The 22,580-nt window shown below is 69.3% G+C and carries 23 protein-coding genes; 13 read left to right on the forward strand and 10 right to left on the reverse strand.

Features of this window, described 5'->3' with window-relative positions; translation table 11 throughout:
• Positions 1–22: 22 nt before the first annotated feature.
• Positions 23–1,219, forward strand: coding sequence for an MFS transporter (locus QO015_RS14935; RefSeq protein ID WP_370877464.1), 1,197 nt, complete (start codon positions 23–25; stop codon positions 1,217–1,219).
• A gap of 20 nt (positions 1,220–1,239) precedes the next feature.
• On the opposite strand, the gene QO015_RS14940 is transcribed toward QO015_RS14935, so the two are convergent.
• Positions 1,240–2,145, reverse strand: coding sequence for a helix-turn-helix domain-containing protein (locus QO015_RS14940; protein ID WP_266278482.1), 906 nt, complete (start codon positions 2,143–2,145; stop codon positions 1,240–1,242).
• Between the two features lie 211 nt (positions 2,146–2,356).
• Between QO015_RS14940 and QO015_RS14945 the strand changes: the two genes are divergently transcribed.
• Positions 2,357–3,070 (forward strand): sensor histidine kinase, encoded by a 714-nt coding sequence (locus QO015_RS14945; protein WP_307290368.1) that lies wholly within the window; start codon positions 2,357–2,359, stop codon positions 3,068–3,070.
• An 80-nt stretch (positions 3,071–3,150) separates the two neighbouring features.
• On the opposite strand, the gene cydB is transcribed toward QO015_RS14945, so the two are convergent.
• Genes cydB through poxB form a run of 3 tightly spaced genes read right to left on the reverse strand, consistent with a single transcriptional unit; the run spans position 3,151 to position 7,335 of the window.
• Positions 3,151–4,134, reverse strand: coding sequence for a cytochrome d ubiquinol oxidase subunit II (gene cydB / locus QO015_RS14950; RefSeq protein ID WP_266278480.1), 984 nt, complete (start codon positions 4,132–4,134; stop codon positions 3,151–3,153).
• A 2-nt stretch (positions 4,135–4,136) separates the two neighbouring features.
• Entirely contained in the window at positions 4,137–5,549 is a 1,413-nt protein-coding gene (locus QO015_RS14955; RefSeq protein ID WP_266278479.1) for a cytochrome ubiquinol oxidase subunit I, read from the reverse strand.
• A 49-nt stretch (positions 5,550–5,598) separates the two neighbouring features.
• Positions 5,599–7,335: a ubiquinone-dependent pyruvate dehydrogenase gene (poxB, locus tag QO015_RS14960; protein ID WP_266278478.1), complete on the reverse strand. Its 1,737-nt coding sequence runs from the start codon at positions 7,333–7,335 to the stop codon at positions 5,599–5,601.
• Positions 7,336–7,567: 232 nt separating this feature from the next.
• On the opposite strand from poxB, the gene QO015_RS14965 reads away from it, so the two are divergent.
• Positions 7,568–8,512, forward strand: a complete 945-nt coding sequence (locus QO015_RS14965; RefSeq protein WP_266278477.1) for an AEC family transporter — start codon at positions 7,568–7,570, stop codon at positions 8,510–8,512.
• Here QO015_RS14965 and gluQRS read toward each other — a convergent pair.
• Positions 8,491–9,363 carry a tRNA glutamyl-Q(34) synthetase GluQRS gene (gene gluQRS, locus QO015_RS14970; protein ID WP_266278476.1) on the reverse strand — a complete coding sequence of 291 codons (873 nt, stop codon included), beginning with the start codon at positions 9,361–9,363 and terminating at the stop codon, positions 8,491–8,493. The two genes, QO015_RS14965 and gluQRS, sit on opposite strands and share 22 nt — an antisense overlap.
• 167 nt (positions 9,364–9,530) lie before the next feature.
• Between gluQRS and QO015_RS14975 the strand changes: the two genes are divergently transcribed.
• The 3 genes from QO015_RS14975 to QO015_RS14985 all read left to right on the forward strand — a co-directional run bounded on the left by QO015_RS14975 (position 9,531) and on the right by QO015_RS14985 (position 11,687).
• Positions 9,531–10,187 carry an alpha/beta hydrolase gene (locus QO015_RS14975; RefSeq protein WP_266278475.1) on the forward strand — a complete coding sequence of 219 codons (657 nt, stop codon included), beginning with the start codon at positions 9,531–9,533 and terminating at the stop codon, positions 10,185–10,187.
• Positions 10,188–10,292: 105 nt separating this feature from the next.
• A complete protein-coding gene (locus tag QO015_RS14980; RefSeq protein ID WP_266278474.1) occupies positions 10,293–10,850 on the forward strand; it encodes an HNH endonuclease in 558 nt (185 codons plus the stop codon).
• Between the two features lie 36 nt (positions 10,851–10,886).
• On the forward strand, positions 10,887–11,687 hold the full coding sequence (locus QO015_RS14985) for a TrmH family RNA methyltransferase (protein ID WP_266278473.1): 801 nt from the start codon (positions 10,887–10,889) through the stop codon (positions 11,685–11,687).
• 4 nt (positions 11,688–11,691) lie between these two features.
• On the opposite strand, the gene QO015_RS14990 is transcribed toward QO015_RS14985, so the two are convergent.
• Both QO015_RS14990 and QO015_RS14995 read right to left on the reverse strand, forming a co-directional pair.
• On the reverse strand, positions 11,692–12,198 hold the full coding sequence (locus tag QO015_RS14990; RefSeq protein WP_266278472.1) for a disulfide bond formation protein B: 507 nt from the start codon (positions 12,196–12,198) through the stop codon (positions 11,692–11,694).
• A 98-nt stretch (positions 12,199–12,296) separates the two neighbouring features.
• A complete protein-coding gene (locus QO015_RS14995; RefSeq protein WP_266278471.1) occupies positions 12,297–12,878 on the reverse strand; it encodes an AAA family ATPase in 582 nt (193 codons plus the stop codon).
• Positions 12,879–13,087: 209 nt separating this feature from the next.
• On the opposite strand from QO015_RS14995, the gene dps reads away from it, so the two are divergent.
• From dps to QO015_RS15010, 3 genes are all read left to right on the forward strand, one after another.
• Positions 13,088–13,567 (forward strand): DNA starvation/stationary phase protection protein Dps, encoded by a 480-nt coding sequence (dps, locus tag QO015_RS15000; RefSeq protein WP_370877422.1) that lies wholly within the window; start codon positions 13,088–13,090, stop codon positions 13,565–13,567.
• A gap of 33 nt (positions 13,568–13,600) precedes the next feature.
• On the forward strand, positions 13,601–14,044 hold the full coding sequence (locus tag QO015_RS15005) for a hypothetical protein (protein ID WP_266278470.1): 444 nt from the start codon (positions 13,601–13,603) through the stop codon (positions 14,042–14,044).
• A gap of 90 nt (positions 14,045–14,134) precedes the next feature.
• Positions 14,135–14,623 carry a DUF992 domain-containing protein gene (locus QO015_RS15010; RefSeq protein ID WP_266278469.1) on the forward strand — a complete coding sequence of 163 codons (489 nt, stop codon included), beginning with the start codon at positions 14,135–14,137 and terminating at the stop codon, positions 14,621–14,623.
• A 20-nt stretch (positions 14,624–14,643) separates the two neighbouring features.
• Here QO015_RS15010 and QO015_RS15015 read toward each other — a convergent pair whose 3' ends face one another.
• Entirely contained in the window at positions 14,644–15,111 is a 468-nt protein-coding gene (locus QO015_RS15015; RefSeq protein WP_266278468.1) for a hypothetical protein, read from the reverse strand.
• An 86-nt stretch (positions 15,112–15,197) separates the two neighbouring features.
• Here QO015_RS15015 and clcA point away from each other — a divergent pair, with 86 nt between their 5' ends.
• Complete coding sequence (gene clcA, locus QO015_RS15020; protein WP_266278467.1) at positions 15,198–16,541, forward strand: H(+)/Cl(-) exchange transporter ClcA; 1,344 nt, start codon at positions 15,198–15,200, stop codon at positions 16,539–16,541.
• 6 nt (positions 16,542–16,547) lie between these two features.
• On the opposite strand, the gene polA is transcribed toward clcA, so the two are convergent.
• Positions 16,548–19,532, reverse strand: a complete 2,985-nt coding sequence (polA, locus tag QO015_RS15025; RefSeq protein WP_266278466.1) for a DNA polymerase I — start codon at positions 19,530–19,532, stop codon at positions 16,548–16,550.
• Between the two features lie 153 nt (positions 19,533–19,685).
• On the opposite strand from polA, the gene QO015_RS15030 reads away from it, so the two are divergent.
• Genes QO015_RS15030 through QO015_RS15040 form a run of 3 tightly spaced genes read left to right on the forward strand, consistent with a single transcriptional unit; the run spans position 19,686 to position 21,742 of the window.
• On the forward strand, positions 19,686–20,072 hold the full coding sequence (locus QO015_RS15030) for a hypothetical protein (protein ID WP_266278465.1): 387 nt from the start codon (positions 19,686–19,688) through the stop codon (positions 20,070–20,072).
• Positions 20,073–20,086: 14 nt separating this feature from the next.
• Positions 20,087–20,749 carry a CPBP family glutamic-type intramembrane protease gene (locus QO015_RS15035; protein ID WP_266278464.1) on the forward strand — a complete coding sequence of 221 codons (663 nt, stop codon included), beginning with the start codon at positions 20,087–20,089 and terminating at the stop codon, positions 20,747–20,749.
• Positions 20,750–20,791: 42 nt separating this feature from the next.
• Positions 20,792–21,742, forward strand: a complete 951-nt coding sequence (locus QO015_RS15040) for a tyrosine recombinase XerC (protein ID WP_266278463.1) — start codon at positions 20,792–20,794, stop codon at positions 21,740–21,742.
• 6 nt (positions 21,743–21,748) lie between these two features.
• On the opposite strand, the gene QO015_RS15045 is transcribed toward QO015_RS15040, so the two are convergent.
• Positions 21,749–22,558 carry a class I SAM-dependent methyltransferase gene (locus tag QO015_RS15045; RefSeq protein WP_266278462.1) on the reverse strand — a complete coding sequence of 270 codons (810 nt, stop codon included), beginning with the start codon at positions 22,556–22,558 and terminating at the stop codon, positions 21,749–21,751.
• Positions 22,559–22,580: the final 22 nt, after the last annotated feature.

A 22,580-nucleotide genomic window follows, 5' to 3' on the forward strand; every position in this document is an offset into this window, starting at 1 on the left:
TGGCCGAGGTGATCCCATGACCATGCAGGACAGCGCCCCGGCGGGGCCCGCCTTCGATCCGCAGGCGAGCGCCACGCTCGGACGCGGCACGACCTTCGCGATGGCCGCCGCAGCGGGCCTTGCCGTCGCCAATATCTATTACAACCAGCCGATGCTCGAACTGATCGAGCAGGACCTGCCCGACCGCCTCGCTGGCGCTATCCCGACGGCGACGCAGCTCGGCTATGCGCTGGGTCTCTTCCTGCTGGTGCCGCTCGGCGATCTCGTCGAGCGGCGGCGGCTGATCGTGCTGCAATTCGCGCTGCTGGCGATCGCCCTCGCGCTCGCCGCCATCGCCCCGAATGCCGCCATGCTGGTCGCGGCGTCGCTCTGCGTCGGCCTTCTGGCGACGGTCGCGCAGCAGATCGTGCCGCTCGCCGCGCATCTCGCGGCGCCCGAGCGGCGCGGGGCGACGGTGGGGACGGTGATGGCCGGGCTTCTGGCCGGCATCCTGCTCAGCCGCACGCTGGCCGGCTTCGTCGCCGCGCATGGCGGCTGGCGCGAGATGTTCTGGCTTTCCGTGCCGCTGGCGATCGCCGCCGCGGTGCTGATGCGTGCCGTCCTGCCCTCGAGCAGCCCCGATTCCACGCTGCCCTATCCGCGGCTGCTCCAGTCGATCTGGCATCTCTGGCGCCTTTATCCGGCGCTGCGCCTCGCCGCGCTGACGCAGTCGGCCCTGTTCGCGGCGTTCACGGTGTTCTGGACAATCCTCGCCTTCCGACTCGCCGAGCCTCGCTTCGGCTATGGCGCCGAGATGGCGGGACTGTTCGGCCTCGTCGGCGCCGTCGGCATTCTCGCCGCGCCCCTTGCCGGGCGCTTCGCGGATTGGCGCGGTGCCTCCGAGGCGGTCGCGCTCGGCGTCGCGGTGACGCTGGTCGCGTGGCTGGTGTTCGGCTTCTGGACGTCGCTGGCAGGGCTCGTCGTCGGCGTCGTGCTGCTCGATTTCGGCATCCAGACGGCGCTGGTCTCCAACCAGCACATCGTCTTCGCCCTTCATCCCGAGGCGCGGGCCCGGCTGAACACGGTGCTGATGGGCACCATGTTCCTCGGCGGCGCGCTCGGCTCGGCCGGCGCGACATTCGCCTGGCAGTTCGGCGGCTGGACGCTGGTCAGCGCGCTCGGGATCGCCTTCGCGGTGCTCGCGACCGTCCTGCAGGTCGCCGGCTGGCGGCGGCGCTAGGCCAACATGGACCGGGATGCTCAGCGGCGCTGCGCATCCCGCCACGCCTTGGGCGATGTCCCGACCTCGCGCGAGAAGATCCGCGTGAAATGGCTCTGGTCCGCGAAGCCGCAGGCGACCGCGACCTCCGCGATCGTCAGCCGGCCTTCGAGCAGCAGCTGCCGGCCCCGGTCGACACGCATCTTCAGCAGCCAGCGATGCGGCGTCATGCCCGTGGCGCGGGCGAACTGCTTGGCGAAATAGCTCGGCGTCAGGCCGCAGGCAACCGCGATCTCGGTGATCGTGAGATTGCCGTCCAGCCGGCTCGCGATCATGTCGCGCGCCCGCTTGAGCTGCCAGGTGGCGAGGCCGCGTGCGACAGCGCGCGGTTCGAGCTCGGTGCCGTAGGCGGCAGCGATATGGGTGCAGAGCGCCACCATCGCCTGGTCGAGGAAGAGCTGGCTGAGTTCGCCGGACCGCTCGAGCGCGGCGGTCATGGCGAGCCCGAGATGGGCGATCACGGGATCGTGGAAGCCCTGGCCCGAGACGACCCGGAGATCCGCCATCGGCGGGCGGCCGCCGGCGAGCGCGAGATTGTCGAAATACTGGCGCGGAATGTGGAAATGCAGCGTGTCGAAGGGATCATCGAGCTTCGCCTCGACACTGCTGCGCAGGTCGAAGAAGACGCTGTTGTTGCGCAGCAGCTCGGTCTGCGGCGTGCTGCGGCCGTCGAGCCAGAGTTCGCCCTTGTCGTAATCCATGAGCTCGAGCGAGAGCGCGTAGCCTTCCTGCGCGGGGACGGGCGCGACGAAGCCGTAGCCTGGTCCGCCGGCGATGCGCGCGATGGTGACATCGGGCGCCAGCGGCCCGCCGACCGAGAGAGCCGTGACGATCGTCTTGCTGTGCCAGTGCTCGTCGAGGCGCTCGCCGTAAGATCCGGTGTCCATGGCCGTGCTTCCCGTCTCTCTGGCTGATTGCCGTAGTCGCTTCGTGGGCAGGTTGTCACGCGCGAATACGGTCGCGGCACTCCCTGATTGTTCAAAACCGTCGCAGGGCGTTCAAGCCGCGCGGAGGTCCGCTCGCTATGGTTCCCTCACACTGACATGGGCGGCTTCGCGAAACGGAGCCGCGCCGAACGTCGTGAAGCGGAGCATGAAGATGGGTCGGATTCCACCGTCCACCAGTTCCTATGCAATGCTGACGAGATTGCGCCTGCGTGCGCTGCGCCGCCTGTCGAGAGGCGCGTCGCCGTCCATCGCCGCGGTGGCGGGGCTGCTGATCTTCGCCGCCGACGCCTTTGTCGCCCCAGCCTACGGGCTCAACGTCCTCTATATCGTGCTCCTGATCGCCATGATTCCGTGTGCGTCCCGGCGGCAGGTCGCGTGGATGACCGGCTCCTTCATCGCGCTGTCGGCGCTGGGCTTCATGATCGGCGAGGGCAGGGCGGCGACCGGGGCGGACATTGCGCGGCTCTTCATCAATCTCGCCGCCCTGGTCCTGACCGCGGTCCTCATCGTCAGCCTGCGCGGCGGCACCCGCGGGTTCTTCCAGGGGCGCCGCACGGCGAAGGAGCGGGACGAGACCGAAAGCGATGCCGAGCGCGTCGCGCTGCCGGTCGGCGCCTCCGCCGCGTCCGTTGCGATCGCCGACGAAGTCGTGCAGCAGCTCACCGCCACGATCCTCGGCAATGCGGCCTGCCGCAACTGGCTGGAGCGTCCCTCGCCCGATATCCGCGAGGCGCATGCGGCGATCGAGTATTCGATCGCCTCGGCGCGCCGCGCCAGCGACCTCGTCCAGCGCCTGCGGCAGCTGAGACCGCAGCCGATCCGGATCGCGGCCCCCCTGTCGCCGTCCGGCATCGACCCCGGCTGAAGCGGCGAGTGCATGGCAGGAAGGCGGGCGGGATATTGTCCCGCCCGCCTTCCTTTGCGATCGATCGGCGCCGTGGAGGGTCAATAGCTGCGCTCCTCGGCGATCTTGCCGCGGAAGACGAAATACACGATCAGCGTATAGGCCAGCGTGAGCGGCAGCACGAAGATACCTGCCCCCCAGAACAGGAACTCCAGCGAGGCGGCCGGCGACGCCGCCTCCCAGAGCGTGAGCGAGAAGGGGAGCATGTAGGGCAGGAACGACCCGGCCAGCGTGGCGAAGGCGGCGAGGAAGATCGCGGCGCCGCTCAGGAAGAGGAAGCGGTCGTTCCCCCGCCGAAGTCCCTCGGCCAGCGCAGCGAAGGCGACGAGGCCGACGAGCGGGCAGATGAAGAGCAGCGGACGCTCCGTCCAGCGCTCGAGCACCGGCAGGCGGATCGCCATCGACCAGGCGAAGACGACGACGAGGAAGGCGAGGAGCGCGGCCATCAGCTTCGGCAGGGCCGCGAAGCCGAAGGCCCGCAGCGGGCCGCTCGATTTCTGCGTGATCCAGCAGGCGCCGAGCAGCGCGTAGCCGATGCACAGGCCGATGCCGCAGAAGATCGCGAACGGGCTGATCCAGCTGAGGCCGTTGCCGACGAAGACGCCGTTCTCGATCGGCAGGCCCTCGACGATGGCACCGACCGCGGCGCCCTGCACGAAGGCCGCCGCATAGGACCCCGCCACGAAGCCCGCGTCCCAGAGCGGCCGGCTGCGCGTCGCCTTGTAGCGGAACTCGAAGGCGACGCCGCGCAGGATGAGGCCGGCGAGCATCAGGAATAGCGGGATGTAGAACGCCGACAGCACGATGGCGAAGACCGGCGGGAACGCGCCGAACAGCGTCGCGGCGGAAACGATGAGCCAGGTCTCGTTGCCGTCCCAGACGGGCGAGATGGCGGCGAGCATCCGCCGTCGTTCGTCCTCGCTGGATGCGAAGGGAAACAGCATGCCGACGCCCAGATCGAAGCCGTCGAGCAGGATGTAGAGCAGGATGGAGAACCCGAGGGCGAAGGCCCAGAACTCGACCATGATCAGTCTCCGATGCCGGCGGCGCCGGTCACGCCGGGGCTGGCGCCCGGCAGGGACAGGGGACGCTTGGGGTTGGTGCCGTAGAGGGAAATCTCCGCCGTGGGGATCGGACCCGCGCGCAGCAGGCGGTAGATGTAGAGGGCGCCGAAGCCGAAGATCAGCGCATAGATCAGGGCGATCAGCGTCAGCGTGGTCGCGACCTCGCCCGAGGTGAGCACCGGCGTCACGGCGTCGGCTGTCCTCAGCTGGCCGTAGACGGACCAGGGCTGGCGCCCCACTTCGGCGGTGTACCAGCCCGTGATGGTGGCGACGAAGCCGAGCGGGAACGAGAGCGACGTCGCCACGAGGAAGAGACGGGCCTTCAGCAGGCCTTCCCCGAAGCTCAGCCACGTCCCGACCCAGGCGATGGCCAGCATCAGCAGGCCGCAGCCGACCATGATGCGGAACGAGAAGAAGGGGATGGCGACTGGCGGCCGGTCCTCGGCCGCGAAGCTCTTGAGGCCGATCTCCTTGGAGGTCAGGCTCATCGAGCCGATGATGCTGCCGAGATAGGGAACGGCGATCTCGAAGAGGTTGCGCTCGTTCTTCGGATCGGGCCAGGCGATGAGGATCTCGCTCGCCGGCTGCTGGTCGTTCCAGCGGCCCTCGATGGCGGCGAACTTCGCCGGCTGGCGGTCGTGCACATAGTCGCCGACGAGATGGCCGAACAGGAGCTGCAGGGGCACCAGGATGGCGGCGAGCCGCAGGCCCATCACGGCCATGGCCCGGCCTTCCTGCACGGCCGTGCCGCGCAGCATGTACCAGGCGCCCGTCGCCGCCACGCAGAAGGCGGAGGTGACATAGGCCGCGAGCACCATGTGCGGGAAACGCGTCCGCACCGCCTCGCTGAAGAGGATCGCCGGCCAGTCGTCCGGCACGAAGACGCCGTTCGCCGTGAGGCTGTACCCGGTCGGGTACTGCATCCAGCTGTTGTTGACCATGATCCAGTAGGCGGAGAGGCTCGTGCCGATCGAGACCATCAGGCAGGCGAGGAAATAGGCCCAGCGCGGGACGCGGTCGCGGCCGAACATCAGCACGCCGAAGAAGGTCGCTTCCAGTGCGAAGCCGGTGAAGCTCTCATAGCCGAGGAGCGGGCCCTGGATCGGGCCCGTCCGCCGTGCCAGCTCGCTCCAGTTGGTGCCGAACTGGAAGGCCATGACGATGCCGGAGACCACGCCGAGCCCGAAGGTGACGGCGAAGATCTTCAGCCAGAAGTCCGACAGCCGCCGATAGATCCGCTCGCCCGTGATCAGTCCACAGGCCTCCAGAAAGGTCAGCCAGGCGGCGAGACCGATGGTGAAGGCCGGGAAGATGATGTGGAACGAGATCGTGAAGGCGAACTGGATCCGCGAAAGCAGAAGCGGGGTGAGGTCCATGGGAGCATCTCGCGTTCTTTGCGACGGCGGTCGGACGAGGCGGACCGGCTCAGCGCGGCAGGAGGTTGGTCTCGGCGAGGTCGATGACCTCGTCGCCGCGGCCCGAGAGCACGGCGCGCAGCATCCAGAGGCTGAAGCCCGTCGCCTGCTCGATCCCGATGGTCGGCGGCATCGACAGCTCCTGCGTCGCGGTGACGACATCGAGCACCGCTGGCCCGTCATGGGCGAAGACACGGTCGAGCGCCTGCGGCAGCTCGCCCGGATCCTCGACGCGGATGCCGAGAATGCCCATCGCGGTCGCCATCGCGGCGAAGTCGGGATTCTCGAGGTCGGTGCCGAGTTCGACGAAGCCCGCCGCCTTCATCTCGAGCGCCACGAAGCCGAGAACGCCGTTGTTGAAGATCACGACCTTCACCGGCAGCTTCTCCTGCGTCAGCGTGATGAGATCGCCCATCAGCATCGAGAAGCCGCCGTCGCCGGACATCGAGACGACCTGCCGTCCCGGCTGCGCGGCCTGGATGCCGATCGCCTGCGGCAGGGCATTGGCCATGGAGCCGTGCACCAGCGAGCCGACGAGACGGCGGCGGCCATTCATCTTCAGATATCGCGCGGCCCAGATGGTCGGCGTGCCGACATCGAAGGTGAACACCGCATCGTCGTCGGCGCGCTCGCTGATCATCCGCGCGAGATATTGCGGGTGGATTGGGAGCGTGCCGGGCGTTCCCTCGGCGAGCGCGTCGAGTCCCGACCGCGCATGGCGGTAGCGCGTCAGGCTGTCGTCGAGGTGGAGACGGTCCTCCTTGACGTCGAGGCGGGGCAGCAGGCCGGCGATCGTCGCGCCGACATCGCCGACGACGCCGAGATCGAGCGTGCAGCGCCGTCCGAGATTCTCGGCGCGGATATCGACCTGGGCGATCTTCACGGCGGTCGGCAGGAACTGCTTGTAGGGGAAATCGGTGCCCAGCATCAGCAGGACGTCGCAGGCATGCATCGCCTCGTAGCCCGAGGAAAAGCCGATGAAGCCGGTCATGCCGACATCGTAGGGATTGTCGTATTCGACATATTCCTTGCCGCCGAGGGCATGGACGATCGGGCTCTTCAGCGTCTCGGCGAGTTCCATGAGTTCGGCATGGGCGCCGGCGCATCCGCGGCCGCAGAAGAGCGTCACCCGCTCTGCACCGTTGAGGAGCTCCGCGAGCGCATCGAGCTCGCTTGCGGCGGGCGTCACGACCGGTGCCGGCGGGAGCAGGCCCTGCAGCGACGAGATCGCGCGGTCGGGCGCCTCCTTCAGCGCGACATCGCCGGGGATGACGACGACCGCGACGCCGCGCTTGCCGACGGCGGCGCGGATGGCGTTCTCGAGCACGAAGGGCATCTGGCTCGGATCGGACACCATCTCGCAATAGACGCTGCATTCCTGGAACAGGTTCTGTGGATGCGTCTCCTGGAAATAGCCGCCGCCGATCTCGGAGGAGGGCACCTGCGCGGCGATCGCCAGCACCGGCGTCCGGCTGCGCTGCGCGTCGAACAGGCCGTTGATGAGATGCAGGTTGCCGGGGCCGCAGGAGCCGGCGCAGACGGCGAGGGCGCCGGTGATCTGCGCCTCGCCGGCCGCCGCGAAGGCAGCGGCTTCCTCGTGGCGGACATGCACCCAGCGGATGCGCCCGGTCTCGCGCAGCGCCTCGGTCAGCCCGTTGAGACTGTCGCCGACGACGCCGAAGATGCGCTCCACTCCGGCCTGTTCCAGCGTATCGACGATGAGTCGGGCGACGTTCCGCGAAGACATGGGGATCTCCTTCAACTGCTGTTCGTGTGGATGGCTGAGGGAAAGCTTAGGAGGGGGGCGAAAGCGGCGCAGTCACCCGTGCAGGTCGAGCGCTCATACATTGGGATGACGGGCGGCGCGGCTTTGCTCTGGTGCGGCCTTGCTCTGGCGTCGGCCTCGTCTATGGTCGCGGGCGCTCCCACAGGGCCCGTCCGATGCCGCTTCCCGCCATTCTGCCACCCGGCGTGCCGAAATGACTGCGCGGCTCGCCGAGATCGCCCTGATCGTGCTGCCGATCTTCGCGTTGATCGGCGTCGGCTACGTCGCCGGATGGACGCGCCATCTCGGCGATCGTGCCGCCGACGGGCTGTCGGAATATGTCTTCGGCCTCGCGGTGCCGGTGCTGATCTTCAAGACGCTCTCGGAAGCGAAGCTGCCGGAAGGCGGCCAGCCCTGGGGCTACTGGATCGCCTATTTCACCGGCGCCTTCATCGTGTTCGGCATCGGCTTCGTCATCGCCCTGCGCATCTTCCGCCGCGGACATCTCGAGGCGGTCATGCAGGGCTTCGCCAGCGGCCAGGCCAACACCGTCTTCGTCGGCGTGCCCATCATCCTCAAGGCCTTCGGCGAGGAGGGGGCGGTGCCGCTGTTCCTGCTCATCGCCATCCATCTGCCGATCATGACGACGGCGGCGACGATCCTCGCCGAAGGCGTCGAATCGGGCGTCTCGCGGGCGACGCTGATCCGCCTCGCCAAGGCGCTGGCCCGCAATCCGATCCTGATCGGCATTTATGCCGGCGCGATCGCCAAGATCGCCGGCATCGAGGCGACCGGCGTCGCCGGACAGGCGGTCGACATGATCGCCGCCTCGTCGGTCCCCTGCGCGCTGGTCTCGATGGGCCTCGCGCTCCGCCGCTACGGCTTCGCGGGCGACATCGCGGCGTCGCTCACCATCAGCCTGCTGAAGCTCGTGGTGCATCCGCTGCTGGTATTCGGGCTGACCCGCGTCCTGCCGATGCCGCCCGTCTGGGCCGGGGTTGCCGTCGTGTTTGCCGCCATGCCCTGCGGCGTCAACGCCTATCTGCTCGCCACCCACTACCGCGCCGGCGTCGCCAGCGCGGCCAGCGCCGTCTCGCTGTCGACGCTGATCAGCCTCTTCACCATCACCGCCTGGCTCTACGTGCTCGGCGTCGGCTGAAGCCCGACGAGGCGGCGGATATCCCCGGCGCTGGCGCCGGCCGCGCGCAGTTCCGCGAGGCCGGTGTCGCCGTCCGATTTCGAGAGCTTGCGCCCGGCCGCGTCGCGGATCAGCCGGTGATGGTGGTAGCGCGGGGCGGCGAGGCCGAGCAGTGCCTGCAACAGGCGGTGCACGCCGGTCGCATGGAAGAGATCGACGCCGCGCACGACATCGGTGACGCCCTGGAGCGCGTCGTCGACGACGACCGAGAGATGATAGCTGGTCGGCGTGTCGCGCCTTGCGAGGACGACGTCGCCCCAGCGCTCGGGATCGGCGGTGAGGCGGCCGCTCTCTCCCTCGGGGCCCGCGCCGCTCTCCTCGAAGGTCAGCGGCCCGGCGGCGGCGACCGCCGCGGCCATGTCGAGGCGCAGCGCATAGGGGTCGCCACGCGCCATGCGGGCCTCCCGCTCGGCGGTCGAGAGTGTCCGTTCCCCGACCGGATAGAGCGGCGCTCCGTCCGGATCGCGCGGCCAGGCGGGATCGGCCGTCAGGGCGCGGATCTCGGCGCGCGACAGGAAGGCCGGATAGACGAGGCCCATGGCCGCGAGGCGGTCCAGGGCCGCGCGATAGGTGCCGAAATGCTCGGACTGTCGGCGCGGCGGCTCGCTCGGAATGAAGCCGAGAAAGGCGAGGTCGTCGGCGATCGCCCGTTCGAATTCCGGCCGGCAGCGCTCGCGGTCGATATCCTCGATCCGGAGCAGCAGTCGTCCTCCCGCCGCGCGGGCCATGTCGGCGTTCAGCAGGGCCGAGAGGGCATGGCCGAGATGGAGCGGCCCGTTCGGGCTCGGCGCGAATCGGAAGGTCGGCGTCATGGTGTCGCTGTCATGGTCGTTCCCGCGGCAAAGCCGGCGCGCGGACGGCAGCGGGTCGATTGTCGTCCATCCCGCCCGCCACTTCGAGCACTGATCGTCTCCTGACCCGGCGAAGCGAAAACATCTAGGATGAAGGCGATTCGCCACAAGAAACTGGACGCCAAACCATGCTCGACGGTCCCCGTATCGCCCCGCTCTCCGGCGGTCCCGCCAGGAAACTGGTCGTCCTGCTGCATGGCGTCGGCGCGGACGGGGCCGATCTGATCGAGATCGGGCGGCAATGGGCGCCGCTCTTTCCCGATGTCGCCTTCGTGGCCCCCAACGCGCCCGACCCGTGCGACTGGGACCCGACGCGCTACCAGTGGTTCCGCCTCACGGTGCGCGATCCGCACGAGTACTGGACCGGCGCCAGCGCCGCGGCGCCGAAGCTCGACGCCTTCCTCGATGCCGAGCTCGCGGCGCATGGCCTTTCCGATTCGGATCTCGCGCTGGTCGGCTTCAGCCAGGGCACAATGATGGTACTGCAGGTCGCGCCGCGCCGCCTGAAGCCGCCGGCCGCCATCATCGGCTATTCCGGCCGCATCGCCGGGCAGTCCCATCTCGCGCCCGAGACGATCGGGCATGCGCCGGTGCTGCTGGTGCATGGCGCGCTGGACGAGGTCATTCCCGTCGAGGCGATGCAGGAGACGGCCGCGGCGCTGCGCGATGCCGGCTATTCCGTGGAGACGCTCGTGCGGCCCGGCCTCGGCCACGGCATCGACGCGGTCGGCCTCCAGGCGGGCGCGGCATTTCTGCATGAGGCCTTCGGGGCGCCGTCCGCCTGAGACGCCGACGAACGTTGGAACCTCTCCCGATGGCTTCACAAGGGTGACACAGAGCCTATAGATTAATCGGACTTATCTCGAGGTCGGCTCACGGAGAAGCCAGTCTTGACGATAGCCCTGTCGCCCGGAACGCATCCCGCCCTTGTGCTCAACGCGGACTACCGGCCGCTGAGCTATTACCCGCTGTCGCTCTGGTCCTGGCAGGATACGATCAAGGCGGTGTTCCTCGATCGCGTCACGATCCTGTCGGAATATGACGTCGCGGTCCGCAGCCCGTCCTTCAACATGAAGCTGCCGAGCGTCGTCTGCCTCAAGAGCTATGTGAAGCCGGCGCGCCATCCCGCCTTCACCCGGTTCAACGTCTTCCTGCGCGACCGCTTCCAGTGCCAGTATTGCGGCGCGCGCGAGGAACTGACCTTCGATCATGTGATCCCGCGCTCGCGCGGCGGCCAGACGACATGGGAAAACGTCGTCGCGGCCTGCTCGCCCTGCAATCTCAAGAAGGGCAGCACGCATCCGCGCGACACGGGCATGTGGCCGCACCAGATGCCGTTCCAGCCGACCGTCTCGGACCTCCACAACAACGGCCGTGCCTTCCCGCCGAACTATCTGCACGACAGCTGGCTCGACTATCTCTATTGGGACACCGAACTCGATCCCTAGCGCCGCCTCCTTCACGGCGCCGTTGCCCCGCGCCGCATGAACCCGATCCCTATCTCCGACCCCGCCGATCCGCGCATCGCCGCCTATCGCGACATCCGCGAGCGCGATCTCGTCGGCCGGCAAGGCGCCTTCATCGCCGAGGGCGAGGTGGTGCTCGCCATGCTCGCCAGGGCGCCGCGCCATCGAGCCGCCTCGCTGCTGATCGACGAGCGGCGGATCGATGCGCTCGCACCCCTGCTCGCGGGCTTCCCGGCCGACGTCCCGCTCTACGCCGCGCGCCAGGCCGTGCTCGATGCCGTCGCCGGCTTCCCGCTCCACCGGGGCATCCTCGCACACGGCATCGCCGCCCCGCCGCTCGATCCGGCGGCCCTCCTCGCGGAGGCGCCTGCCGACGCGGTGGTCGTGCTGCTTTCGGCGATCGCCAATCACGACAATATGGGCGGCATCTTCCGCAACGCGGCCGCCTTCGGGGCCCATGCGGTCCTGATCGACGCCGCATGCTGCGATCCACTCTATCGCAAGGCGATCCGCGTCTCGGTCGGGACGGCGCTGACACTGCCCTTCGCCCGCCTGTCGCGCGGCGAGGATGCGGTGGCGATGCTGAAGGATGCCGGGTTCCGCGTCCTGTCGCTGTCACCCGCCGGCGCGCACGACCTTCACCGGGTCACTCGCGGCGGCCGCACGGCACTGATCCTCGGCGCCGAGGGGCCGGGCCTCGACCGCGGCCTCATGGAGCGCACGGAAACGGTGCGGATCGCGATGGCGGCCGGCGTCGATTCGCTCAATGTCGCAACGACGAGCGGCATCGTGCTGCATCACCTGACGGCGGGCCGCTGAGGGCTCAGGCCCCGCGGTCCGACCGGCCGAGCGCGGCGGCGAGCGCCAGCAGCGCGACGAGCGCCGAGACGAGCGCGTTCCAGCCGGCGAAGGAGAGGCCGGCGACCCGCAGCGCCGCGTCCGTGCAGCTCACGACCTTGGTCTTGCCGATCTGCGTCAGGAGATCGCCGGCATCGGCCGTGGTCGCGACGCCGCCACCGCAATCCGCCGGGCCGATCCACCAGTGCCACTCGACGCCGGCGTGATAGACGCCGAGGCCCGTCCCTATCAGGAAGGCGAGGCCGGCAAGGAGCGCCAGAGTCCGCGCGAGCGGCAGATGGCGGTCGGCGATCAGGAAGAGGATCGCGACGAAGAGCAGTGGCAGGCCGGCATAATAGGGGATGCGCTGTTCGAGGCAGAGCTTGCAGGGCGCATAGCCGCCGAAGATCTGGAAGGCCCAGGCGCCGGCGATGGCCGCGAGGCCGAGCAGGAACGCCAGACCTGCGAGAAAGAGGCGCTTGCCGTCGGCCATCGGATGTTCCCGTCTTCGAGGAGCCGCCCGCTTCTAGCGGGAGGCTCCGGTGCTGTCGATGCGTGGACGCCCCGCGGGCGCTCACAAGCGCGTGGGCGTCAGCTGAGCCGGCCTTCGTCGAGCGCGGCCATGATCCATTCGCGATACTTCGCCTCGCGCTCGTTGCTCTCGGGCACGACCTTCGAGGCCTCTTCCATGAAGAAGCGGTAGCCGCGGCCCATTTCCGCGCCCCGGCGCGTGTGCATGTCGAGCGCGACGTCGATGATCTCGGGCTTCAGGTCGCCGAGCGCGGTGCCGCGCATCGCCCAGTTGACCATGTCGTCGCTCGAGCGCTCCTTCGGGCTGGTTGCGATGACGCGGATCGCGTGGGCGGCGAACAGGAAGCGGTCGCCAGCCGGCCGCGGATAGCGGTGATGCATCTGGTAGAGCGTCTCGACCAGCACGGGGCAGTCGCGGTTGCCGAAGCCGACATCCTCGACCGAGATGACGCAGAGGCGCGCCCAGAGCTTCTCCTCGAGCTCGGGGCTGGTGACGAACATCTCCCAGCCGAGCAGCAGTGCATTGTCGAGCAGGCCGCGGCGCAGCGACTTTTGCAGCGCCGAGATGACCTCGTCGGCCGCGAAGCCGTGTTCGGTGGTGGTGCGCTGCCAGGGGTCCGGCGGCAGTTCGACTTTGGTCATCGATGGCTCCTTGCGATCGCGGCGAGTCTCGGCTGCCGGGCTCTGCATGTCCAGTGCGGCGCTGTGGGACTGCGGCGAGGGGTCGCGTGGAACGGCAAGGCTCAAGCTTCGTTGCCCGTGCGGTGGCGCAGGCCGCGCGCATCGCCTATGACGGTGCTGCGATTTTGCGGCCCCGCCCCCGGGGACCTGGAAAGAGAAGGACGACCATCGTGACCAAGCTCTCTTCGCGCATCGATCTCGCCTCCAACACCAAGGCAGCGATGATCGCGCTGCTCAATGCGCGGCTCGCCGATGCCATCGACCTGTCGCTCGCGACCAAGCAGGCGCACTGGAACCTCAAGGGCATCCAGTTCATCGCGATCCACGAGATGCTCGACACCTTCCGCGCCGATCTCGACGTCCATACGGACACGATCGCCGAGCGCGTGGCGCAGCTCGGCGGCATCGCCCTCGGCACCACGCAGACGGTCGGCTCCGCGACGACGCTGAAGCCCTATCCGACCGACATCAGCAAGATCCCCGATCACCTCGACGCCCTGATCGAGCGCTATGCGGTGACGGCGAACGCCGTGCGCGAAGCGATCGACACCGCCGACGAGGCGGGCGACGCCGACACCGCCGACATCTTCACCGCCGCCTCGCGCTCGCTCGACAAGGCGCTGTGGTTCCTCGAGTCGCATCGCGAGTAAGCGGCGGCGGATCGGGGAGGAGACGCGGGCGGCATGCAGGATCTCGGTGGTTGGGGCTATGACTGGCTCTGGGGCGTGCCGCTCACCGTCGTCACCCTCGTGCTGCACGTTTCCGCGCTCGCGCTTCTGAACCGCGTGGTCGTCTCGGCCGCGCGGTCACCATCGTTCAAGTGGCATCCGCTGTTGCGCGCCACGGTGCTGATCAGCGCCGCGGTGCTCATCTCCGTCTGCATCCATGCGCTCGCCGCCGGGCTCTGGGCCTTCGCCTATGTCCAGCTTGGCGCGCTCGACAATGCCCATGACGCGATGCTCTATTCGATGGAGGCGCAGACGAGCTACGGCCACACGCCGATCATGCTCTCGGCCCGCTGGCACATGCTGGGCGCGCTGGAGGCGCTGGTCGGCGTCATGATGGCGGGCCTCACCGTCGCCTTCCTCTTCCTGACGATGCAGCAGGTCATGCGCCGGACCGATTGACCTCCGGTTCACCAGCCTGTGCGATGTCTGATAGCGTTTTCGTCTGCAAGAGGCCGCGATTCGCCGCCTTTCTCGCCAGGGAGCCTGCACATGAACGCCAAAACTCTCGCCCTTGCCGCGCTCGTCGCCGGCCTGCCGCTCGCCACGCCCGCTTTTGCCCAGCAGGCGGCGGTCGGCAAGCTCGAATGCGATGTCTCGTCGGGCGTCGGCTTCTTCGTCGTCGAGAAGCAGACGATGAAATGCGTGTTCACGCCGCAGAACGGCGGCCCGCTCGACTACTACACGGGCAAGATCGCCGAATACGGCGTCGCTCTCGGCGAGGTGAAGAAGGGCGTCCTGATCTGGGGTGTCATCACCGCGACCAACACGGTTCCGAGCGCCGGGACGCTGGCCGGCACCTTCGCCGGCGCCGGCGCGGACGTCGCCTTCGTCAAGGGCCTCGGTGCCAATGTTCTGGTCGGCGGCGGCGACAGCTCGATCGCCCTGCAGCCGGTCAGCGTGGAAGGCGAGACGGGCTTCAACCTCGCCGCCGGCGTTACGACGGTCACGCTCGAGGTTGCTCCCGCCCCCGCGCAGTAGGGCGGAGACAGGCTTTCCGCTCAGATGCCGCCCGAGGGGGCGGCATCGTCCGGGGCGACGCGCGCGCGGCCCATGCGCGGGATCGAGTCGCGGAGCTGGGAGACGCGCTGGCCCTCCTCGTAGACGGCGCGCGAGGCATCCCGCCAGTCCAGCAGCAGGCGCCGGTTTTCCGGCGTATCCTCGACGAGCCGCTGCAGGCTGACCTTCTCGCGCCGTTCGCTGCGCGGATCCTCGACCTTGTTGATCACCCAGACATGCTCGCCGTCGCGATCGGCGCGCACAACCAGAACGGGTGTGATGGAGAAGCCCGAGTGATCGAGCAGGAAGGCGGGAATGTTCAGTTGCCGCGATGCGCCGTCGATCTGGTCAATTTCGCTGCGCATTCGAGAGAGTGATGCGGCCGATATGCCAAGCTGCGGGCAACGCCAAAGGTTGTCTGCCTCGCCATAGACGATCTGGTAGCCGCTGTGCTCTGTGGTGATCGACATCCGCTTCGCTTGCGTTGCTGCGCGGATTTGACATTAGCGCGCGAAGTCCCTCGCAATCCATACCTTTCGCGTCAAAGATGCAATGCATGAGGGGCGATACAGCGATGCGGGATGTGCAGGGCGGCGGATCTGAAGCCTCGGGCGAACCGGCGGGCGGCAAAGGCAGCCTGTTCGCGATCGGGATTCTCGCTCCGCTGGCGGGTGCGCTGGCCGGCGCGCTCGGCGCGGGGTTCCGCTACGCCCTCGATCGCGCGGAGACACTGCGCGGCGACGTCGTCTCGGCGGCGCAGGGGTTTCCGATCGTCGGCTTCCTCGCCGTCGTCGTGCTCGCGGCGGCCTCTGCCGGCATCGCAGCCTGGCTGGTGCGGCGTTTCGCGCGCGAGGCGTCGGGCAGCGGCATCCCCCATGTCGAGGCCGTGCTGGCGGGTGAGGCGAAGCAGGCCACGTTCCGTCTCATCCCGGTCAAGTTCGTCGGCGGCACGCTCGCCATCGGCGGCGGTCTCGCCCTCGGCCGCGAGGGTCCCAGCGTCCAGATGGGCGCGACGCTCGCCCATCTCGTCGGCAAGTGGTTCCGCTGCGACTGGGACGATTGCCGCATGCTGCTCGCCGCCGGTGCCGGCGCCGGTCTCGCCACCGCCTTCAACGCGCCGATCGCCGGCGCCATCTTCGTCCTCGAGGAACTGGTTCGCCGTTTCGAGACGCGGATCGCCATCGCGGCGCTCGGCGCCTCGGCAACGGCGATCGCGGTGGCGCGCGCCATCCTCGGCGACAGCCTCGACTTCACGGTGGCGCCGATCGCGGCGCCAGGCATCGCCGGCCTGCCCGCCTATGTGCTGTTCGGAGCCGTCGCGGGTCTCGTCGCCATCGCCTACAACCGCAGCATCCTCGGCGCGATGGACGTCTTTGAACGGATCACGGTGCTCCCGGCCACCTTCAAGGCGATGCTGGTCGGTGCCGCGGTGGGTGCCATCGCCTTCGTCGTCCCGTCGCTGGTGGGCGGTGGCGATCCGCTGACCGAGCAGGCGCTCGCCGGCAACGGGACGCTGCAGCTGCTGGCGCTCTATTTCGCCATCCGCTTCGTCCTCGGCGCGGTGTCCTATGCCGCCGGGACACCCGGCGGGCTCTTCGCGCCGATCCTCGTTCTCGGGGCCGAGATGGGCCTCGGCTTCGGCCTCCTGGCGTCGCGCCTGCTGCCGGCGCTCGGGCTCGACCCGCGCGGCTTCGCGCTGGTCGGCATGTCGGCCTTCTTTGCCGGTGTGGTGCGGGCGCCGCTCACCGGCCTCGTGCTCGCCGTCGAGATGACGGCCAACACGGCCCTTCTGGTGCCGATGCTGGCGGCGACCTTCGCGGCCATGCTGGTGCCGACCCTCGCCGGCGATCCGCCGATCTACGACACGCTGCGCGAGCGGGCGGCGAGGAAATCGGGCTGAGGCGCCTCAGTGCGCCTCGTCCCAGTTGTCGGCGGCGCGGGCGTCGACCTTGAGCGGGACATGCAGCGCCACGGCCGGTTCCGGGGCCTTCTCCATGATCTGGGTGACCAGCGGCACCGTCGCGTCGACCTCGTCCTCGGGCACCTCGAAGATCAGCTCGTCATGCACCTGCAACAGCATGCGGGCATTGAGCCGCGCCGCCTCCAGCGCCGGCGCGACGCGGATCATGGCGCGGCGGATGATGTCGGCAGCCGTTCCCTGAAGCCTTGCATTGATCGAGGCGCGCTCGTTGAAGGCGCGGACCGACGGGTTCTTCGAATTGATCTCGGGGTAGTGGCAGCGGCGGCCGAACAGCGTGGTGACGAAGCCGTGCTCGCGGCAGAAGCGCCGCGTCTCGTCCATATAGGCGCGGATGCCGGGGAAGCGCTCGAAATAGCGCTTGATATAGGCGCCCGCTTCCTCGCGGCCGATGCCGAGTTGGTTGGCGAGGCCGAAGGCCGAGATGCCGTAGATGATGCCGAAATTGATCGCCTTGGCGCGCCGCCGAACCTCCGACGGCATGCCTTCCACCGGCACGCCGAACATCTCGGACGCGGTGAGCGCATGGATGTCGAGGCCGTCGCGGAAAGCCTGGCGCAGCGCCGGGATGTCGGCGATCTCGGCGAGCAGCCGCAGTTCGATCTGCGAATAGTCGGCCGAAACGAGCTTCGTGCCCGGCGCGGCGACGAAGGCGCGGCGGATCTTGCGGCCGGCCTCGGTGCGGACGGGAATGTTCTGCAGGTTGGGCTCCGACGACGACAGGCGTCCGGTCGTCGTCGCCGCCAGCGCGTAGGAGGTGTGGACGCGGTCCGTCTCCGGATGCTGGTAGGAGGGGAGGGCGTCGGTATAGGTCGAGCGCAGCTTGGTCAGCTGGCGCCATTCCAGGATCCGCTGCGGCAGCTCGTAGCCCTGCTCGGCGAGTTCCTCGAGGATGCTGGCCCCAGTTGCCCAGGCGCCGGTCGCCGTCTTAGTCGCGCCGGGCAGGCCCATGACGCCGAACAGGATATCGCCGAGCTGCTTCGGCGATCCGATGTTGAAGGGCTGGCCGGCCAGCTTGTGGATCTCGTCCTCGAGCCCCGCCGCGGCCTGCGCGAAGTCGCCCGAAAGGCGCGAGAGCATGCCGCGGTCGATCGAGATGCCGCGCCGCTCCATGGCCGAGAGGACCGGGATCATCGGCCGCTCCAGCGTCTCGTAGACGTTCGCCATGCCCTCGGCGGCAAGGCGTGGCTTCAGCACCTGCCACAGGCGCAGCGTCACGTCGGCGTCCTCGGCGGCATAGGCCGTGGCGCGGTCGATCGCCACGCGGTCGAAGGTAATGCGCGCCTTGCCCTTGCCGGTCACGTCGTCGAAGGTGATCGGCGTATGGCCGAGCCACTTCTCCGAGAGCGGGTCCATGCCGTGCGGCCCGCGGCCGGCATCGAGCACGTAGGAGATCAGCATCGTGTCGTCATAGGGCGCGATCTCGATGCCGTAGCGGGCGAGGATCAGCCAGTCATATTTGAGGTTCTGCGCCACCTTGAGGACCGCGCGGTCCTCGAGCATCGGCTTAAGCGCGTCGAGCGCCGCCCGAAGCGGGATCTGCCCTTCGAGAATGCCTTCGTTGAAGAGACCGTCGCCGGCGCCGCGATGGGCGAGCGGGATGTAGCAGGCCTCGCCGGGCCCGACGGCCAGCGAGACGCCCACGAGCTCGGCCTGCATCGGATCGAGCGAGGTCGTCTCCGTGTCGACGGCGACGACGCCCCGTTCGCTCGCGCGCCGGACCCAGCCGACGAGCTGCTCGAGGCTGGTCACGGTCTCGTAGGTAGAGCGGTCGACGGGTGACGCACGGGCCGCGTCGGCGCGGGCGGCGGCGAGCGCCGAGGGCGTGAGCCCAGCCACGGTCTCGGCGAGCGCCACGGAGGCCGCCGCCAGGCTTCCCTCAGGCAAGGGTTCGCCGCCCGGCGAAGAGCCGGCCTCGGCCTCGCCGGTCCGCGCGGAAGCGGCGGCGAGGGCGAAATCGGGATCGACCTTCGACTGTTCGACGCCGGTCGCCGCGGCGACGCGGCCGGTCAGCGTCGAGAACTCCATCGCCTTGAGGAAGCGGATGAGCCGCGCCCCGTCCACCGCGCGCACGACCAGCTGGTCGATCGGCACCGTCAGCGGCACGGCGGTGTCGAGCGTCACCAGCCGCATCGAGATGCGGGCCTGCTCGGCATTGGCGATCAGCGCCTCGCGCCGCTTCGGCTGCTTGATCTCGCCCGCCGCGGCGAGCAGGCTTTCCAGGTCGCCATAGGTCTCGATCAGCTGCGCGGCGGTCTTGATGCCGATGCCGGGAACGCCGGGCACGTTGTCGATGCTGTCGCCGGCGAGCGACTGGACGTCGACGACCTTCTCGGGCGGCACGCCGAACTTCTCGATCACCTCGTCGCGGCCGATCGTCTTGCCCTTCATGGTGTCGAGCATCACGACGCCGGGCCGGATCAGCTGCATCAGGTCCTTGTCGGACGAAACGATCGTGACGTCGGCGCCGGCCGCGACGGCCTGGTCCGCATAAGTGGCGATGAGATCGTCGGCCTCGAAGCCTTCCTGCTCGACGCAGGCGACGTTGAAGGCCTGCACCGCGTGGCGAATCAGCGAGAACTGCGGCCGCAGGTCCTCCGGCGGATCGGGCCGCTGCGCCTTGTAGAGTGGGTAGATCGCATTGCGGAAGGTTGTGGCGGAGTGGTCGAGGACGACCGCAAGATGCGTCGGGCGGACGCCGACCTCGTTGGCTTCCTTCAGAAGCTTCCAAAGCATGTTGCAGAAGCCGGAAACCGCACCGACAGGCAGGCCGTCGGACTTGCGCGTCAGCGGCGGCAGCGCATGATAGGCGCGGAAGATGTATGACGATCCGTCCACGAGGAAGACGTGATCGCCGGCGGCGACGGGGCGCTGCAAAGTGCCGGCGGAGGGAGGCGTGGGTGTCTCGGACATGGCCGGGACTATGCCTCTCGCGGCCGGCTTTGGCTATATGATGCGAGAGGCGGGCGCCCGCAGGGGCGGCGGCCTCCCGAGGGGGAGACGATCGCAGGACATGGCCGCACGAGCCGGTCCTGGGAAAACGATGTCGACCTCGACGGAGTCTGCATGCGCCCGAAGCGGCCGGTCCCCGGCATCCCCGATGTCCTGATTCGCTTCGGGGCGAGCGCCCGGCTCATTCAGCAGGCCTTCGTCATCGCCATCGCCGGGCTCGCCGCCTTCGCGCTCGCCTGCCTGCTGCCGGTCGGGGGAGATCGCATCTCCGTCCCGTTCACGGCGGCGCTGGCCGTCGTCGGCGTCCTGTTGTGGCTCGGCCATCTCGTCGCCTTCGCCAATCGTGTCGCTGGCGCGGCGCCCGAGGCCGGCGGACCGTCCGCCGGCCGGCTGGCCCGCGCAGGCCGGATCGCGGGCATCGTCGCGCTCGCGGCGACCGGCGCGCCGGTGCCCGAGCCGCCGGATCCTGCCGCCGGGAGCGATGACCCGGCGCCGAAATGAGCTAGCGTGCTCGCATGGCCGATTCGACGTCACCCAAACCGCCTGCCACGCCGCCTTTCGCCGCCGCGCTGCCGCTCGCGGCGTTGTTCGGAGGGCTCTTTCTCGTCTGGTGCCTCTCCGTCGTCTGGATGCGCACCCTGCCGCCCGGCGATCAGTGGGCGCGCCAGCTCTGGCCGATCCTGCTGTGGATCGGCGCCATCGCGCTCTACATCGTCTGGCAGAGGCCGCCGCAGCCGGCCCGCTGGCTCGGCCTTCTTCCGATCGATCCGCCGCGCGTCGCCATCACACTCGCCGCCTTCGTCGGCGTCTTCGCCTGGCACGCGATCCGCATCCAGGTCGGCCGGCCCGCGAGCGGCCTGCTCTACGAGCTTCCGCCGGAAATCCATATCTGGATCGTCGCCGGCGTCGTGGTGAACGCGCTGCTCTTCCACGGCGTCCTGCAGACCCGGCTGACGGAACTCGCCGGATCGCGCCTCGCCATCGGGGTCACCGGCATCGCCGTGACCCTCTTCCGGGTACCCAGCTTCTTCATCGGCGGCGGCTTTGGCGTCGAGCCCGGCATGCTCGTCATCATCTTCTTCATCGCCCTGATCGCCGCCATTTTGCGTGACCGCAGCCGAAGCCTCTGGCCGGCCATGGCGCTGGCTGCCGGCAACGCCTTCGGCACGCTGCTTTAGGCTTAAGCCGCGGTTAAGGATCGCGGGCCACATGATCGGCGGATGCCCGACGCGCCGCCTCTCGTCTTCGCCGCCCCTGACACGCTCGAGCGGATCGATGCGTGGGAGGAACATCTGCGCGGCGAGCGGCGGCTGTCGGGAAAGACGCTGGAAGCCTATGGCCGCGACCTGCGGCAGTTCCTTTCCTTCGTGACGCTGCATATCGGCAATCCGCCGGGGATTGCCGATCTCGCCGATCTGCGCATGGCCGATATCCGCGGCTTCATGGCCAGCCGGCGGCGCGAGGGGGCCGGCGCGCGGACGCTGGCGCGCGGTCTTGCCGGAATCCGGTCCTTCATCGCCTTTCTGGAACGCGACGGCCTCGCCAACGGCGCCGCCTTCCGCGCCATGCGCACCCCGCGCCAGCCGAAGACGCTGCCGAAGCCGCTCACCGCCGACCAGGCGGTGCGGGTCACCGAGGCCGATGAGCAGCTCGACGAGACGCCCTGGGTCGCGGCGCGCAACGCGGCGGTGCTGGCGCTCTGTTATGGCTCGGGGCTGCGCATCTCGGAAGCGCTCGGCATCCGCCGGGCCGATGCGCCGCTCGCCGGAGAGGGCGTGCTGCGCGTCACCGGCAAGGGCGGCAAGACGCGGCTCGTGCCGGTGCTGCCGGTCGTCGCCGAGGCGATCGCCACCTATCTGCGGCTCTCGCCCTTCGCGCCAAAGGCTGACGGGCCGCTCTTCCTCGGGGTGCGCGGCGGGCCCCTTTCGCCGCGCATCATCCAGCTGGCGATGGCCCGCATGCGCGGCGCGCTCGGGCTCCCCGACAGCGCGACGCCGCATGCGCTGCGCCATTCCTTCGCGACGCATCTTCTCGCGGGCGGCGGCGATCTGCGTGCCATCCAGGAGCTGCTCGGCCATGCCAGCCTCTCCACGACGCAGATCTATACCGGCGTCGACACCGAGCGTCTCCTCGCGGTCTTCGAGGAGACGCATCCCCGCGCACGGCGCTGACCGTCCTCAGAGCGGCCGCAGCGTGAAGACGGCGGTGTCGATGACGAAGCTGCCGTCATCCGCCACCTCGAAATAGCGCCGGACATCGTCGGAGACGGCCGCCTGCAGGGCGCGGATCGCGTCGGCGAGCACCGGCGGCGTGCGCATGCGGGCGATCCAGGCGGCATAATCGAGCGGCAGGCGCCGGCGGGTCAGCGCCGTCGTGCTGAACCCGGCCTCGGCGGCGAAGCTCACCCATTCCGCGCTGGAATAGTCGCGGACGTGGGAGGGGTCGCGCAGCATCTCGAAGGTCTGCAGGAAGGTGTCGAACACCGGCTGCTCCGGCGCCACGACATCGGCGAATCCGGCGACGCCGCCCTTCTTCAGCACGCGCCGCGCCTCGCGCAACCCGGCCCGGACATCCTGCCAGTGATGGGCGGTGAAGCGGCAGAGCACGACGTCGAAGCTCTCGTCGGCAAAGGGCAGCCGCTCGGCGGGGCCCTGCGCCGTCTCGATATTGGCGAGCCCGCGGGCCGCCGCCTCGCGCCTTACCGCGGCCAGCATGTCGCCCGAGAGGTCGTAGGCGGTCACCGCGCCGGCGCTTGCCGCCGCGGCATAGGAGACATGACCGCCGCCGCAGCCGAGGTCGAGGACGCGCGCTCCCGGCTGGACCAGCGCCGCGAGCTCGGCGATGTCGCCGCCTTCGGCGTGGACGCGGCTCGCGACATAGGCGTCCGCCTGGCTGCCGAACTGCCGCGCGGCCAGCTCGGCCTGGCTCGTGGACTGGCTCGCCGCCTGGCGCGCCGGCGGCACGGCTGCTTGGGTCTTCTCGGTCATGATGGTCGGTTCCGTGGTGGAG

Source organism: Kaistia geumhonensis (assembly GCF_030815145.1).
Taxonomy (GTDB): Bacteria; Pseudomonadota; Alphaproteobacteria; order Rhizobiales; family Kaistiaceae; genus Kaistia; species Kaistia geumhonensis.